This is a genomic window from Helicobacter sp. T3_23-1056, assembly GCF_053654535.1.
Genome location: NZ_JBSIUU010000001.1, coordinates 163586 through 180356, shown reverse-complemented (window position 1 = coordinate 180356; position 16771 = coordinate 163586). Strand labels below are relative to the sequence as shown.

Here is a 16771-nt window from a genome sequence, read left to right as displayed (position 1 = left end):
CTTTTTGGCAAAAGGATTTATAAATGACAAAAAACATAATCTTTGCTTGCGCGATTTTCACGCTTTTTGCACAAGCGGTGGAATTAAGCGATTTTGAGCCGTTATTTAGAGAAGCGAGAATCAAAAAAGAAATCCCACAAGAGCTAAAATCTAAAAAAGATTTTGCACTCAAAGATTCTAAAGCATTTTATGACACCCCGCAACTAAAAATCCTCCAACTAATAAAAACATATCAAAAAGAGCATTTTAGGTTTAATACCACGCTTGAAAACATAGCCCAACAAGAAATACAAAAACTATCAAAATACACGCAAGAAATGCAATCAAAAGAAACACAATCAAAAGAATTACAAGAAATACAACCGCAAGAAATACAAAAACTAATCAATGACTTTATCACAAACTATCAAAAAGCCCAACGAATTTGGTTATTTTATATGTTGGCTAATTTTTATGATGAGGAATTTTTTGCTAGTGAGGTTTATAACAACCAAAGCAAGAGTAAAAAATATGAGCAAATAACAACGCTAGTAAATGAATTTTTTGGTGAGCAGGAGCGGTTTATATTAAGCGGTGGAGATGAGATTTTGGGGATAATATTTATCCAACCCCTCAACAATGAAGTATGTATGGAACTTTCTTGCGGACACCCAACAGAACTTTTTTTGCTAGATAATGCTTACAACGCGCTAAAAACTCCCAAAAATCAAGCAAAGCTAAAAGAAATAGCTGATTTTGGATTTCAAGGATATGAACGCTATATCTTACTAAAATCTATAAAAAGCGATGAAATCTCTACAATACTTAAAGGGCTAAATTATGAAAATCTAATCCTTACAAATCCTAGTAAAAAACAATTTGATGATTTGAAGGCAGAATTTGATATAGATAGCAATGCAATTCTCGAAAGTTTTATCACGCATTTTGCCCGCTGGTATTTGGGCGAACTATATTTGGCAAAATACGCCCTAGCCTTAAGTGCCAAGAGGGCTAATGTCAAAGATATTGTAAATGAGATGTTTAGTGAGGGATTTTGTCAAATATCTAAGTATTTGGATAAAAATTCCCAAAAACTCTGCATTGAAAAAATAGACATAGACCAAGAGTGGTTGTATGTAAATGACAAACAAGTATGTGTCTTAATAGCACAAGGCAATATCATAAAATCCCCCACAAATCATACTCCGCTATGCAAAGCCATACAAAAAGAAGTCCAAAAACAATTTAACAAAAATCAAATGAAGCAAGATTCTAGCGATTAGATTTTAGAAATGTGAGATTTTGATTTTGCAATCCTTTGCAAGTCAAATATTACATAAATTAGCACAAATTGGGTAAAATCGCTTTTTTACATTTTTAATTTTTGGCAATTTTTGAAATTTTTGGCATTTGTTTTCATAAATGCCAAAATCTAAAACACGCAAAAAAACATAAAAAAAGAGAAAAAATGTCTAATCATTCTTGTTGTAAATCTAGCTTTTATCACTTGCGTATTTTCAAACCCTTAGCCTATTTTTATCGCGCTAGATTTTGCTTAGTTGCTATTTTTTTATTTGCTAATGTTAGCTTTGGTGCGGTTGGCGAGAGGCTATCTTGGGCAAATGGGCTAACTTTGCTAGGATTTTTTGAGCAAAATCTAATCCCTATAAAATTATATTACAACCTCCCATCACAAGACAAAGAGCTAACCGCAGAAGTCAAAGCAAACGCGACTTATTACACGCTTAGAAATGATGATGGGGATTTGCTCCACGCGCTTATCCCTATCAGCAATAGCGCGCAAATCCATATCTACAAGCATAATGATGAGTTTGTGCTAGATTTTATCCCCATCGCGTCTTTTAAAAAAGAACAAGTGCTAACGCTAAAGGTGCAAAACTCCCCATATATCGACATCATAAACGCGACAAATGACAGAGTGCTAGCAGGTGAGTTTTCAAATATTTTTGCTAGAAGTCCCGCGACTATGATGCATAAAGACGACAAACTATCTATCCTTTATGAGCGGGATTATCGCTTGGGTGCGCCCTATGGTAGCCCTGATATAAAGGCAAGTATGATAGAAGTGGCAAAAAAGCCTCTTTTTGTGTTTCAATACACAAATGGAAACTACTATGACGCAAATGGCAAGGAAATGGCTGGATTTCACTTTGTCCCTCCCGTGAGCTATACGCGCATTTCATCGCGATTTTCGCTAGGGAGAAAGCACCCTGTGCTAAAGATTGTCCGTCCGCATTATGGGGTGGATTATGTGGCGAGTGCTGGGACGCCTGTGAGGGCGACTGCGGCGGGTAGGGTAACCTATGCAGGCGTGCGCGGAGGCTATGGCAAAGTCATCGAAATCGCGCATAATGGCGGAATCAAATCGCTATATGCGCATCTAAGCGCGATAAACACGCGCATCGGAGCGCAGGTAAAAGCAGGGACTTTCATAGGCAGGGTAGGTTCTAGTGGTTTAAGCACGGGGGCGCATTTGCATTTTGGGCTATACAAGCTAAATCAGCCAATCGACCCGCTAAAGCGAATCCGCACCGTAGCAAGTGAGCTAAGTGGCAAAGAAAAAGAGAGATTTTTGGAGCTAGCAGGGGAGCTACAAAAGCGGATTTTAGGCATAGTGGAGCAAGTGAAGTTTGAGGGTAGGGATTTTGAGGTTTTTAGCCAAAATGCGCAAATTTTTGACCAAATCTTTGAAGAGGTAGAAAATACGCAGGAAAATCCAAATAACGAAACTAATGACAAAACTAATGAATAATCTAGCGGAGAATCTAGTAGCAAATCTAACGAAGCACAAAAAAATCCAAATTAGCCCAAAACTAGCTTGCAAATCATTTCAACGGCAAAATCATTTCAACAGATTTTATTACAATTAAAAATCAGTGCAGAAAAACGCAAAAATAACACAAAAAAACGCAAAATTTAGATTTTGCTTTCAAATCCACAAAATCCCAAAAATCCAACCCCCCTCTAAAATCTATAAAATCCTAAAATCTCTAAAACCATTGAAAATACAAAAATCACACAAATCCATAAAATCTTAAAAACAAAATCTAGCCCAAATTTTTGCGTGGCTTAAAATCAAAACTTTGCAAAAACTTCTGTGCGCGCGGGGTTTTGGGATTATTAAAAAACTCACTTGGGCTATCTTCTTGCTGTATTATGCCATTATCCAAAAATACGATTCTATCGCTAACCGCCTTTGCAAAGCCCATTTCGTGCGTAACTATCATCATTGTCTTGCCCTCATCTGCAAGCGTTAAAACGACATCTAGCACCTCGCGCACCATCTCTGGGTCTAGGGAAGCTGTGATTTCATCTAGCAACAAAATCTTAGGATTCATACACAATGCCCGCACAATCGCCACTCGCTGTTTTTGCCCACCACTAAGGGTTTTTGGGTAGGATTTTGCGTAGGATTCTAGCCCTACGCGTCTTAGTAGGGTGTGGGCTTTTTCTAGGACTTCTTTTTTGTCGCGTTTTTGCACCTTTATGGGTGCTAGAGAGATATTTTCCTCCACACTTAGATGAGGGAAAAGCTCGTAGTTTTGAAACACCATACCGATGTCTTGACGGATTTTACTCCAATTTGTTTTGGTGGATTTTTTAGAATCTAAGTCTTTGTGCTGTGGGGCGGGATTTTGCCCTGAAGTGATGAGGTTAGATTCTAAATAGATTTCGCCATATTCAAAGGTTTCTAGCCCGTTTATGCACCTTAGCAGGCTTGATTTGCCACAGCCACTAGGACCTAGCAGGCATAGCACTTCGCCTTTGTGTAGCTCTAAGTTTATGCCTTTTAGCACTTCTTTAGCGTCATAAGATTTTTTGAGATTTGCTATTTTTAAAATCGGCGTTGGCATTTGATTCTCCGTTTTTTTTTTTTTTGGCTAGCAGGCTTTGGATTCTAGCTTTTTGGCTATAAGGCTAAGCGGATAGCATAGCGCAAAATAAAGACACAAAATCAAACCATAAATGATAAATGGTGCTTCTAGCAATGCCCTATTTGCCTCGATGATTTGCCTCCCTACTTGCAAAATATCGCTAATGCCGATAAAAAGCACAAGTGAAGTGGTTTTTATCATTCGCGTAAAAAGATTGATAAGGTTTGGCAAAAGTCGCTTAAAGGCTAGCGGAAATATGATAAAAACTTGTATCTGCAAGGTGGTAAATCCCAATGCTAGCGCGCTTTGCCTATAATGCCTATCTATGCTCTCTAGCGCGCCACGCACCAAATCGCCCATCTCCGCACTCCCCCACAAACTAAAAGCAATGATAGCTACGGCGTAGTTTGCTATGCTTAAACTTAGAATCTGTGGCAAGCCAAAATATAGCACATATAGCAATGCTAGCACAGGAATAATCCGCATAGATTCTAAATAGATTTTCATCGCCCCGCGCAAAATCCAAAATCTACTCATCATCGCTAGCCCCACCACACTCCCTAGCGCGATAGATAGAGAAATACTCACAAATGCTAGATAAAAGCTGACAAAAAGCCCTAGCCCTAGTCTTTGCAATGTCGGTAGCGTGAAAAGTGTCTCAAAAGTAGTCCAAATATCCATCAATCCATAGCCTAAAATCTACTAGAAATTTTTATGCGCGATAGACGCAAAATGCGTTTGTGGCGGAAGTGATTTTATATTTATTGTCTAAAAATGCAAAAACAATGTTTTGGAGCGTTTTTAGTCGCGGGGGAGTGTGTCTTATCATCGGTAAAAATTCTCATAAAAGCGATTATACCAAAATCTTGTTAATTGGCTTAGCTTGCAAGCGTTTGTGTGCTTGGCATTTGCGCGAAGTAGTGGGCAAATATGTGCTGTGGCAGGTCGCGTAAATTTCGCTACAAAGCACCAAATATGCAAGCAAATTTGGCTACAATAGTGTTTATTTCAACGCCATTTTTAAAGCTGTTTCAACTCTATTTTCAACGCGCTATTTTAACGCAAAGGACAACTATGAGACATATCATCGCTACCACACTTCTATCTAGCGCGATTGTCGCTATAAATGCCACCGCTAAGCCACACGAGCATACACCACCCAAAGAGCCAAAGCCCGCTCATCTCACGCAAGGCGAGCTACCACATATCAAAGGCATAGCCCCTGAAATCTTTGAAAACGCAAGTGTGGATTCTCAAATCAAAGCCCTGCAAATCGAAGCAAAATCACGCAACGATTTACACAAAGCCACGCAGAAATTCCGCGATGAGCGCGAGAAAGAGGAACTCCAAACAAGAGAGCGAATCTATAATGAACTGCGAAAATAGCGCAAATCGCATAGATTTTGGGCATAAATCTATGCAAAATCCACGCATTTAAGTGATTTTTGACTATGAATCCTAGTAATCTCTTAGCGTGGCTCAATTTCTTTGTCGCTGATGTGCGCGATGGTTTGGGACCATTTTTGGGCGTGTTTTTGCTCCAAAATGGCTTTGGCGAATCTCAAGTCGGGCTTATCGGTGGGATTTCACACATTATCGCGCTATCACTTGGCGTGCCTTGCGGGATTTTGGTGGATAAAACCACGCGTAAAAAAGAGCTTATGAGCGCATTTATCGCCCTTATCATCGCATTTTGCACGCTTAATTACCTCTTTCCCTCATTTATTTTCACGCTTATCGCACAAGGGCTAGTCGCGCTTAGTGGGGTATTTTTAGCCCCTGCGTTTGCCGCACTCACGCTTGGCATTGTCGGTGTGCGCGACTATCCGCTCCAAACGGCGCGAAATGAAGCCTACAAGCACGCAGGGACGGCGTTTGGCGCGGCACTTAGCTTTTGTCTTGCGCTGTATTTTGGCATTGTGAGCGTGTTTGTGATTACAGCGGTGCTTGGCGGGATTTCGCTTGTGGTTTTGGCACTTATAAAGCGAGAATCAATCGATGATTTTACCGCGCGGGGCGAGATTTGTAGCGAAGCGACTTTTGAAGCGACACTAAAATCCAAACCCACGCGCCTAATCGCGCTATTTACCGATAAACGCGTGCTATTTTTAAGCGTGATAATGTTTTGCTTCCACCTTAGCAACGCCGCAATGCTCCCGCTACTAAGCCAAAGAGCGCAACGACTAGGAATCGACTCAAGCGGGGCGTATGCCGCAGCTACCATTCTCATCGCGCAAAGCACGATGATATTTGTGGCGTATCTGTGCGGGCGATTTTTGCGCAGATTGGATTCTTGCAGGGCGGATTTTTGCAAGGCAGATTCTTATAAGGCGGGGTTGAAAAAGTCGCAAGATTCTACTCAAAATCCACCGCAAAATTGCGTAGATTCTATCAATCTAGCGACAAATCCCGCGACAAATTCTACGCAAGATTCAGAATTTAAACTCTATTTTTGGCTCTTTTTTGCCTGCTTTTTCGCACTCATCATTCGCGGGGGCGTGGCAGCGCACTTTGATAGTATAGGCGCGATGATAGTCGTGCAGGTTTTAGATGGCATTGGAGCGGGGGTTAGCGGGGTAGTTTTGCCCGTAGTGGTCGCGCTTATCTTGCGTGGAAGCGGACATATCAACGCAGGACTTGCATTTGCGCTCACCTGCGGGGAACTTGGCGGGGCGTTAAGCAATGGCGTGGGTGGGTATTTCGCGCAATATTATGGCTACTTTAGCGCGTATGTCTTTTTAGGTGGCGTGGCACTCTGCGGACTAATCCTATGGTGCGCCCTCTCAAAGCGACTCTTTGGGATAAAATCCTTTTAAAAACCTTAGCGAAATAAAATAGGCAAAGTTTTGGTATAATGCAAAAATTTTGATAAACCTTATAAATCAAGGCACAAATAATGACTTTAGCCACGCAAGATTACTACGCAGATTCCCTTATGCAATCTCACCAATATTTTAATCAATCACAACACCCCCTAAAAGTCGCGGATATTTTTTGCGGAGCGGGAGGGCTTAGCTATGGTTTTGCAAAAAATGATTTTTTTAAAATAATTTTGGCAAACGACATTGACAAAGACGCGCTTCAATCTTACGCACAAAATCACAAAGACACAAAAACTATATGCAAAGACATAGCACAGCTTAATAAAAATGAGTTGGCAAAATACGGCAAAATCGACATTCTTTTGGGTGGTCCGCCTTGTCAAAGCTACTCCACGCTTGGCAAACGCAAAATGGACAAAAGAGCGCATTTATTCACAGAGTATTTAAGGATTTTAGAGATTTTAGAGCCAAAGGCATTTGTCTTTGAAAATGTCGTGGGATTGCTATCTATGCAAAAAAGAGAGCTTTTTAAGCAAATCTGCAAAGAATTTGAAAATTTGGGCTACAAGGTTTTTTATGAGATTTTAAACGCAGCGCATTTTGGTGTGCCTCAGATTCGTGAGCGAGTGTTTGTCGTGGGGATTTTGCGTGAATTTTGTAAAAAAGATTTTTTGTTTCCAAATCCCACGCACAAGGATTTTACTACGCTTGAAAACGCGCTTTGTGATTTGCCACCCATCATAAGTGGCGAAAATGGCGATAAAAAAGGCTTTTTGTGTAAACCAAACAATGAGTTTTTGCGCTTTGTGCGAAATGATAAAAAATTAAGCGAACATTGTAGCCCCAAAAACAACCCCAATTTAATCAAAATAATGCAAACGCTTAAAGACGGGCAGTGCAAAGACGATTTGCCCCAAGAGATTCGCCCCAAATCTGGCTATACAAACACCTATGCAAAAATGTGGTGGCGACAACCCGCACCCACGATTACGCGCAATTTTTCTACGCCGAGCAGTTCGCGCTGTATTCACCCGCGCGATTCAAGGGCATTAAGCATTAGAGAGGGTGCGAGATTGCAGAGTTTCCCTGATGATTATGTATTTGCGGGGAGTGAAAGTGCAAAAAGATTACAAATCGGCAATGCCGTGCCACCTCTTGTAAGTATAGCGTTGGCAAAGGCAGTGCAAGAGTATTTTACAAGGATTTGAAAATGTTTAGCGCAAATGATTTTAAGGACTACCGCAACGCTTTGGGCTTTGGCTCACAGGCGAAATTTAGAGAATTTTTGAGCGCGAAAGATATTGTGGCAAATATCGATTTTAACTATATTGATTTGCTAAATACTAGACTTTGTGAGATTTTTAGTAGGCTAAATAGCGTGTATTATAAGCCTTGCGATATAGAGGCATTTTTGCAAGATAAACTTTTTAACGCTTATAATTTGCTAAAAAATAACCAAATTCTAAACAAACTCAACAATCAAGGTAGGCGAAAAGAGGAAGTATATTTTAGCTGGGTGCGTGGATATTTGATTTTAGAGTATTTCAAAAGTGCGATAGCGGATATTTTTAGCGTTTCGCAAGATTTGATACAAAGCATAGGCGAAGATGATTTTTCATCGCTTGACACATTTAAGCGCACACCAAAGGCAGATTTGGAGATTTTGCATTCTAACACAGCGTGGCGCATAGAAGTGCAAAGTGGATTTCAAGGCATAAATGACATAAAAGAACATAAAGTCCGCGAAGCAAAGGCAGTATATCAAGATTCACGAATCCAAACGCTTGTCATTCACTTTGATATTTTCAATGGACAAGTGGCATTTGTGGATATTTCACACATTGCGGATAATGACATTCATTGGATTACAAGGCAACAAATGGAGGGACAAAGCGTGTTTAATATCGAGCAAAATCATTTCAAATGGCTACTCACAAACACGCCACCAAAATTTAGTGAAATGACTTTCTGCAAAAGCGTTTAGGCAAAAAGTCGCAAAACTATGATTTGTGGTTTAAATTTTTAAATGCTACCCCTAGTCATTTTCGCCATTACGCTTTTTGGGATTTTGGTGCGTCCGTTTGGGTTTAGGATTTGGGTGTATTCTAGCATTGGCGCGGTGGCGACACTCGCACTTGGGCTTGTGGAGCTACGCGATTTAAGCTTTATATTTGCGCTTATTTGGGACTCTGCGCTTACCCTCATCGCGCTTATTGTGATTAGCTATGCTTTGCAGTCTTTGGGCTTTTTTGAATGGCTGATTTTTTGGGTGCTAAAAATCTGCTCCGTAAAATATCCCGTAAAAAAGGCAAAATCTAATGCAGATTTTAAAATCTCACACATAAAAAGCCAAAAATTTAGCGCAGATTCAACCCCACAAAGCCACGAATCCACTTTTGATTCACAGCTAGATTCACATACAAATATCGCCATAAACACGCGCAAAGCCTTTATCTTACTCACGCTTTGTTGTGCCATTACAAGCGCGGTTTTGGCAAATGACGGGGCGATTTTGATTTTTACCCCACTTGTGCTAGGGCTATTTTTGCGCGCTCGCAACGCCACAAACCCCCAAATCATCGCCTTTTTGTTCGCCACCGCCTTTATGTGCGACATTAGCTCAAATCCGCTCATCATCTCAAACCTTACCAACATTATCACCGCGAACTTCTACCACATAGGCTTTGGCGACTTTGCGAGGACTATGTTTGTCCCAAACGCATTTGCCTCTATTGGCGCAATCGCGCTGTTTTTAGCGGTTTTTCGCGCTCCGCTATCTGCGCCACTGCTCTTTCGCGCTCCGCTCAAACCCAAACTCTCAAACAAACTTTTTGCCCTGCATTGCGCGTGTATTTGCGTGTTTGTGGCGAGTTTTTTCCTCTCCACGCATTTTGCCCTGCCTTTGAGTGTGAATTGTGGAATCTATGCGGGGATTTTGCTTTTTGTGCTATGGCGCAAGTCGCATAGCAAGGCAAAATCCACGCTTAAAAACGCGCCTTTTGGCATTATAGTGTTTGTCTTTGGGCTCTTTGTGGTGATGTTTGCACTTACAAAGGGAGAGTTTGGGCTCGCATTTAAGGTGTTTTTAAGCGGACTCACGCACGATAAGGTTAGCAACATTTTTGGCGTGAGCGCGACAAGCGCGATTGGTGCAAGCATTTTTAATAATTTGCCTATGGTGCTTTTTGGCAATTTAACGATACACGGAATGTTTGCACCTTTTCCTTTTGCATACTATTTTGGGACACCGGCGGATTTTTTGGGCTTTGCAAGTCTCGATGCGTTCGTGGATAAAGACATCAAACAAAACCTTGTGTATGCGCATTTGCTAGGGTGCAATATCGGCTCAAAGCTAACCCCCATAGGTTCGCTCTGCACTTTGCTATGGCTCTCTTTAATCGCCAAAAACTCGCTCTTAAGCCAAAGGGGCATAAATTTTGGCTTTTGGCGTTATTGCAAATACGCGCTTATTTTCACCCCATTTACGCTACTTTTTGCGTGTGCGGGGCTATGGCTAGGCATATAGATTTTACAAATCTAATGCAAAAACAACAAAATCTAAAACCAAATCTAAAAACACAAATTTTGATTAGGTTTTGCTAAAATTGCATTTTTAAAATCCCACAAATCAAAGGCAAAGCAATGCAGAGTAATTTAGAGCAAGTCAAGCGCGATATTTTGAGCGAACTAAAAGCGCGTGTAGAGGATAAGATTTTAGAGCAAAATAATTATGAGCTACTAAAAAAGCTAGTAAAAAAGGCGGAAAATATCGCCGAAGCACAGGCGATTTCAGCACTTGGCACGACTTATAAAAAGACAGGATTTCACTTTGATATTAGATTAGAAAATCCTAGCAACGATATACATTTTTTAGCCAAAGATAACAAACTAAGCTTTGAAAATGACAAAAATAAGCCCACACATACGCTTATAATCGGTGATAATTACCCCGCGCTTTTAAATCTACTTATCGCATACCGCGAAAAAATCAAAGTGATTTATATCGACCCGCCCTATGGCAAGGACAATTTAGGCGAGTTTGCGCAAACAAACTATGACAATGCAATCACGCGCGATAATTTACTCTCAATGCTAAAACCACGATTAGAGTTGGCAAAAATGCTTTTGCGCGATGATGGCGTGATATTTTGCTCTATCGATGATAGGAATCAAGCGTATTTAAAATGCCTTTTTGATGATATTTTTGGGGAGAGGAATTTTGTAGCAGATTTTATCCGTAAAACAAAATCTACGACAAATGACGCAAAAACGGGGGTAAATTATCAACACGAATTTTTACTTTGTTATGCCAAAAATAAAGATGAAGTGAATTTGCTAGGCGGACAAAAAGATTTAAGCGGATATAAAAACCCAGATAACGACCCAAATGGTGATTGGATAAGCACTGACCCATCGGCAAAAAGTGGAAAAGCAGAAACGGGATATTTTGCGGTAAAAAATCCATACACAGGCAAAGAAGATTATCCGCCAGAAGGTAGATTTTGGCTTTTTTCGCAAAATACTATACAAAAACATATTGACGAAGGGCGCATTTGCTTTAAAAAAGAGCATAAAGACGATGAGAGAGGATTCATTTATAAACGATATTTGAAAGATTTAAAGACGGATTTAACGACTTTTGATAGTCTTTGCTTTGATTCAAATGAATTTATGAATCAAAATGCGACAAAAGAGTTAAAAGAACTTGATATGGTTGAAAATTTTGCTTATCCAAAAGGCATAATTTTTATGCAAAAAATATTGCAACACGCAACAAATGATAACCACGATATAGTTTTAGACTTTTTCGCAGGAAGTGGGACAACAGCACACGCGGTAATGGAGCTAAATCGCGCAGATAATGGCAATCGCAAGTGCATTTTGGTAACCAACAACGAAATAACCGATATAAACCCAAACGGCATAGCCATAGATGTAACCACAAAACGCCTTAAACGCATAATGAGCGGAGAATGCTACGATGGCAACAAAGACTTTAAATGGCGTGAGAAAAACGAACCATACAAAGATAATTTAGAAGTTTATCAAATCGCAAAGATTAGCAAATATGCGCAAGGGGATAATTGTCATACTGAGGGCGAAGCCCGAAGTATCTCAAATCTTAAATCTAGAGATATTTCGCCTATGGCTCAATATGACAATGTGGATTGCCACGAATCCGCTAACACAGATTCTCGCAATGACGATACCCACCCCCTAGCCCCCTCCGCAAGGGAGGGGGAACAAAATGCAGATTCTCTTGCAAGGGAGGGGGATTCTATGGAATCGCCACACGCAAGGGATGGGGAATCTAGTGGCAATCCGCTTGATTTAATCGATGAATGCGCTTACAATCTGCCCCGCTTTGAATCGATTCATAACAAAGCAAAATGGATAGCGCAAAATTTTGGAATCACGCTAAATACGATTGAATCTAACGCAGAATATATCAAACGCAAAAAGGGCGAATAATGCTACAAGAAGTCATTGATTTACAAAATGAAGCGGTTAGCAAACTTTTTGCGTATGTAAAATCTAAAAGCGAAGTAACGCTCAAAGCCCCCACAGGCAGTGGCAAAACCTATATGATGAGCGATTTTATGAGTCGCGTAATCGCGTGTGATAGCAATGTCGTCTTTGTCGTTAGCACTTTATCAAAGGGCGGATTAGGGGAGCAGAATTTTAAGGCGTTTTGTCGCTTTGCACGGGAGCGATTTGGCAATCTAAAACCTTTTTTGATTGACTCAAATGATAGCGGGGAGGAAGCGTTGCATATCCCTAGCGATTATAATGTCTATGTGTTGCCACGCGATTTGTATAAAGAAAAATCCAAACTCAAACAAGGCGCGTTGGTGAATTTTCTAAAATCACTAAGCGCGGATTTGGAGCGCGAATCGCAGGGCAAAAAGATTTATCTAATCAAAGATGAATGTCATATCGCTACAAAAAATTTGGATAGTTTGATAATGGACAATAAAGGCAATGGATATTTTGAGAAAGTCATAAATATTTCAGCTACGCCAAAGTTGGAGCGCAAACAATTCTCAGATGTCGAAATCACAGAGGAACAAGCAGTAAATGCAAATCTAATAAAAGCCGTGAATCTAAAAAATATCGATGATGAAAGCAATGTAGAGGAACTACAAAACGCGATAGGCGAATATGTGAATCTAAAAAAGGCGTATTTAGATGAGCAAGACGGCGTGGGGCTAAATCCGTGTATGATTATCCAAATCTCAAACAAAGACAAAGCGGACAAAGAAATAGAAACTATAAAAGAGGCTTTGGCTTTGCATAGTGAGCTAAAATATATGATAATCGTAGATGACAAAAACTCAAATAAATGCGAGAGCAACGACAAAATCGCGCAAGGCAAAAATAAACTCCCCGTAAAAAAATGGAAAGAATACGCAAAGGGAAATAACAGCACGATTGACATAATCGTATTTAAAATGGTGATAAGTGAGGGCTGGGATATACCCCGCGCGTGTATGCTCTACCAAATGCGCGACTCCAAAAGCAAACAGCTTGATGAGCAAGTCATAGGGCGAGTGCGGCGCAATCCGCGACTACTAGATTTTGAAAATCTAAATGAGGCGCAAAGGGATTTGATAAGCAGGGCGTATATTTATGGTGTGAAACCAAAGGAATCAAATGCGATAAAAGTGTGGCTAAAAGGGCAGATTCACGATGGATTAGTAGAAAATGAGATTATCAAAGAATTTGCCATAAAAGTAACTACGCTAAAAAGTGGCGAAAAATTAGATTTTAGCGCAGAGAAAATTTTGGCAAATTTGGGCGCGGATTTTAATGAAATGCGTGGTAAAAAGGATATTTTTACGCTTTATAGAGAGATAGAATCTAATAGCGCGTTAGAAGCGGAGTGCAAGGCGTATGCGGGGCAAGATGCTAAAAAATGGTATGCGTTTGCAAATAATTTTGTATTGCTAAAAAATGAATACGAAAAAGAAGTGTTGGATTATGATAAAAGCGTGGAGATTAGCGAGATTAGCGGGAATTTGGCGTTGGAGAGTTTTTTTAATGAGAGGGAATATGGATTTGATAAAGAGGCGTTAGAACATTGGATTTGGCTATGTGATGGCGAGCGATTTGCCTTTGATAGCAAGGCTGAAAAAGAATGGATAAAAATCATAAGAGAAATATGCAAAAAAGAACTTATCAAAAGCATAGTGATAAATGGCGAAAAAGTCGCGCTATTTGGCAAAAACTATCCCTATAGCTCTGGCATAAAATTTGAGTATTATCTAAATGGGCGACATTTTTCTTACCCTGATTTTGTGCTAAAAGATTCTAGTGATAGAATCCATATTTTTGAAGTAAAGAGTGTGGATTCTAGCTTTGGCGATTTTGGTGGCTTGGGCGAATCTAGCGCGTTTGGTGGTAGCGAATATGGGCGCAAAATCGCTGAACTAGCAAAAGTGTATAAAGCGATTTCTAAAAAATTGCCATATCATTTTTGGATACCGATAAAGCAAAAAGGCAACGCTTGGGAAGTGCGGTGCTACGCAAATGGAGTGGATAGATTTAGTGGGGAAATTTTTAGCGAGGGCGACATCGCACAGGTAGTGGCAGAAAAAATAGGCAAAATGGGCTAAAATAGAGGATAGATTTTAGTTTTTGCTTTTTGTAGCGTTTAGAGTGCTAGCCATAAAATCTGTGCTTTTGGGCGATGATAATATGGCTTATGCAAGAATAAACACTAGCTAGAAAAACATAAAAAACGCCAGAAAAAAAAACTAGAAAAACTACTAAACGCTGTTTTTAAGCTACTTTGTAAAAAACTCCACCACTTCGCTTTTTTCTTGTCGCTTTTTGCTGTGCTTTGGCGGGTTTGCACCATAGCCAAGCGAGAGGATTACTGCCACGCCAAAGGGCTTTTTCACGCCCAAAAATGCCTCCACTTCATCGCGCAAAAACCCGCCAATCGCACACGAATCAATGCCCTTAAATATCGCGGCATTCATCATTTGCATTAGCGGGAGGTGGCATTGGGTTTGGCTAAAATCAAAGATTTGCTCATCGCTTAACGCATCTGCCCAGCCTGTGTAGATTCCCAAAATTTGCTCAAAATGCGCCTCATCTGTGGCAAATCGCCGAACCTGTTTGCGCGCAAACTCATCTTTGCTTTTTAAGTCCATTCGCCCCAAAATCACAATATTATGGCTTGCGGTGGCGACATTTTCTTGGTTGTAGCAGGATTTTGCTAGCTCCGCGCTATACTCTTTGCCCACCACGACAAACTTCCACGGCTCAAATCCATAGCCACTAGGTGCTAATCGCCCCGCTTCCAAAATCGCATCTAAATCGCTCTTTGCAATTACTTTGTCATTAAATTTTTTGCACGCGTGTCGCGCTTGCAAGGATTCTTCAAAAGTCATTTTTGCTCCTTTTTTGTAGAAAATAAAAAAGCAAAATGCTAACAAATTCTTAGTAAATATTTGACAATATCTAAAAATAGCAAAATAAAATTATTAGAAATTATTTAGTAGTTAATAATTTTTATTTATTATGTTTATCAGGGTTTTTGGATTTTGCAAGAATTTTTGCAAAACCAACCCCAAAATTACCACAACTAAAGGAGAAAAAATGGCAGATTTTAGACAATTAACAACTTCAAGCGGACGCCCTGTGGGCGATAATCAAAATGTGATGAGCGTGGGACCTAGAGGACCGCTTCTTTTGCAAGATTCGTGGTTTTTGGAAAAACTAGCGTCATTTGATAGGGAGAGAATCCCAGAGCGAGTGGTGCACGCCCGTGGTAGCGGGGCGCACGGAGTGCTAGAAATCACAAATGACATTAGCGCGTATTCCAAAGCAGAAGTGTTTAAAAAAGGCACAAAAACGCCAATGTTTATTAGATTTTCTACCGTCGCACCAGAGAGCGGTTCAGCAGATGCGGTGCGCGACCCACGCGGATTTGCGGTGAAATTCTACACTACGCAGGGGAATTGGGATTTGGTGGGCAATAATACGCCCATTTTTTTTATCCGCGACCCGTATAAATTCCCTGATTTTATCCATTCTCAAAAGCGCGATTCTAAAACGCATATCCAAAATAGCGAGCGGTGGTGGGATTTTTGGTGTCAGACACCAGAATCTTTGCACCAAATCACTTACCTTATGGGTGATAGAGGCATTCCTGCTAGTTATCGCAATATGAATGGCTATGGAAGCCACACTTTTAGCCTTATAAACGATAAAAATCAGCGATTTTGGGTCAAATTTCACTTCCACACAATGCAAGGGATAAAAAATCTTACAAATGAGGAAGCAGAGGCATTGAGGGCAAAAGATATGGATTCTCATCAAAGGGATTTGTTTGAGTCAATCGAGCGCGGCCAATATCCACAATGGAAACTCTCAATCCAAGTAATGCCAGAATCTGATGCCAAAACTTACAAATTTCACCCATTTGATGTTACAAAAATTTGGAGTCATAAAGATTATCCATTGATTGAAGTTGGCATAATGACGCTAAATAAAAATCCGCAAAACTATTTTGCCGAAGTGGAGCAAGCAGCGTTTAATCCCGCAAATATTGTGCCGGGCATCGGGTTTAGCCCTGATAGATTGTTGCAAGGGAGGCTATTTGCCTATGGTGATACACAGCGATATAGACTTGGGGCAAATCATAATCAGCTCCCCATAAACGCACCAAAATCGCCCGTGCATTCTACCGCCCGTGATGGCTATATGACAAATGGTGCTTATGGTGCGATGCGCAACTATGAGCCTAGCATTTTAGATGGGTATAAAGATGATTGGAATCTAAAAGAGCCGATTTTAGACCCGCTTTGTTTTGAAAGTGAAACAAGACTTGCGCAGTGGGATTATCGCGCAGAAGATGATGACTATTTCACGCAGGCAGGGGATTTGTATCGGCTAATGAGCGCGGAGGAAAAAGAGCGACTTTGCCAAACAATAGCAGGCACGATGAAGGGCATAAATGAAAAAATCATCAAAACGCAGTTAGAGCATTTCAACAAAGCTGATGCAAACTATGGGGCGCAAATCGCGGAGTTGCTAAAATAATGAAAAAATCTTTATTAGATT

The 16771-nt window shown here is 40.4% G+C and carries 14 protein-coding genes; 11 read left to right on the top strand and 3 right to left on the bottom strand.

Annotated features, from left to right (window positions below; translation table 11 throughout):
- Positions 1-23: 23 nt before the first annotated feature.
- Together ACWIUO_RS00855 and ACWIUO_RS00850 are read left to right on the top strand one after the other, a co-directional pair.
- Positions 24-1262 carry a hypothetical protein gene (locus tag ACWIUO_RS00855; RefSeq protein WP_454176058.1) on the top strand — a complete coding sequence of 413 codons (1239 nt, stop codon included), beginning with the start codon at positions 24-26 and terminating at the stop codon, positions 1260-1262.
- A 185-nt stretch (positions 1263-1447) separates the two neighbouring features.
- Positions 1448-2752, top strand: a complete 1305-nt coding sequence (locus ACWIUO_RS00850; RefSeq protein WP_454176057.1) for a peptidoglycan DD-metalloendopeptidase family protein — start codon at positions 1448-1450, stop codon at positions 2750-2752.
- A 295-nt stretch (positions 2753-3047) separates the two neighbouring features.
- Here the strand turns inward: ACWIUO_RS00850 and ACWIUO_RS00845 are convergent, their stop codons facing one another.
- Both ACWIUO_RS00845 and ACWIUO_RS00840 read right to left on the bottom strand, forming a co-directional pair.
- A complete protein-coding gene (locus ACWIUO_RS00845) occupies positions 3048-3854 on the bottom strand; it encodes an amino acid ABC transporter ATP-binding protein (RefSeq protein WP_454176056.1) in 807 nt (268 codons plus the stop codon).
- A gap of 27 nt (positions 3855-3881) precedes the next feature.
- Entirely contained in the window at positions 3882-4556 is a 675-nt protein-coding gene (locus ACWIUO_RS00840; RefSeq protein WP_454176055.1) for an amino acid ABC transporter permease, read from the bottom strand.
- A 104-nt stretch (positions 4557-4660) separates the two neighbouring features.
- Between ACWIUO_RS00840 and ACWIUO_RS00835 the strand changes: the two genes are divergently transcribed.
- The 8 genes from ACWIUO_RS00835 (at position 4661) to ACWIUO_RS00800 (ending at position 14313) form a co-directional block, all read left to right on the top strand.
- The gene (locus ACWIUO_RS00835) at positions 4661-4828 is read left to right on the top strand and encodes a hypothetical protein (protein ID WP_454176054.1); all 168 of its coding nucleotides are present in this window, start codon (positions 4661-4663) and stop codon (positions 4826-4828) included.
- Between the two features lie 121 nt (positions 4829-4949).
- The gene (locus ACWIUO_RS00830) at positions 4950-5261 is read left to right on the top strand and encodes a hypothetical protein (RefSeq protein ID WP_454176053.1); all 312 of its coding nucleotides are present in this window, start codon (positions 4950-4952) and stop codon (positions 5259-5261) included.
- A 65-nt stretch (positions 5262-5326) separates the two neighbouring features.
- Positions 5327-6691, top strand: coding sequence for an MFS transporter (locus ACWIUO_RS00825; protein WP_454176052.1), 1365 nt, complete (start codon positions 5327-5329; stop codon positions 6689-6691).
- Between the two features lie 119 nt (positions 6692-6810).
- Entirely contained in the window at positions 6811-7905 is a 1095-nt protein-coding gene (locus tag ACWIUO_RS00820) for a DNA cytosine methyltransferase (RefSeq protein ID WP_454176107.1), read from the top strand.
- Between the two features lie 2 nt (positions 7906-7907).
- Positions 7908-8681: a restriction endonuclease gene (locus ACWIUO_RS00815; protein ID WP_454176051.1), complete on the top strand. Its 774-nt coding sequence runs from the start codon at positions 7908-7910 to the stop codon at positions 8679-8681.
- A 42-nt stretch (positions 8682-8723) separates the two neighbouring features.
- The gene (locus ACWIUO_RS00810; RefSeq protein WP_454176050.1) at positions 8724-10223 is read left to right on the top strand and encodes an ArsB/NhaD family transporter; all 1500 of its coding nucleotides are present in this window, start codon (positions 8724-8726) and stop codon (positions 10221-10223) included.
- A 116-nt stretch (positions 10224-10339) separates the two neighbouring features.
- Complete coding sequence (locus tag ACWIUO_RS00805) at positions 10340-12169, top strand: site-specific DNA-methyltransferase (RefSeq protein ID WP_454176049.1); 1830 nt, start codon at positions 10340-10342, stop codon at positions 12167-12169.
- Positions 12169-14313, top strand: a complete 2145-nt coding sequence (locus tag ACWIUO_RS00800) for a DEAD/DEAH box helicase (protein ID WP_454176048.1) — start codon at positions 12169-12171, stop codon at positions 14311-14313. Before ACWIUO_RS00805 ends, ACWIUO_RS00800 begins: the two co-directional genes overlap by 1 nt.
- A gap of 171 nt (positions 14314-14484) precedes the next feature.
- Here ACWIUO_RS00800 and ACWIUO_RS00795 read toward each other — a convergent pair whose 3' ends face one another.
- Positions 14485-15096: a nitroreductase family protein gene (locus tag ACWIUO_RS00795; protein WP_454176047.1), complete on the bottom strand. Its 612-nt coding sequence runs from the start codon at positions 15094-15096 to the stop codon at positions 14485-14487.
- 208 nt (positions 15097-15304) lie between these two features.
- Between ACWIUO_RS00795 and ACWIUO_RS00790 the strand changes: the two genes are divergently transcribed.
- Positions 15305-16750 carry a catalase gene (locus tag ACWIUO_RS00790; RefSeq protein WP_454176046.1) on the top strand — a complete coding sequence of 482 codons (1446 nt, stop codon included), beginning with the start codon at positions 15305-15307 and terminating at the stop codon, positions 16748-16750.
- Positions 16751-16771: the final 21 nt, after the last annotated feature.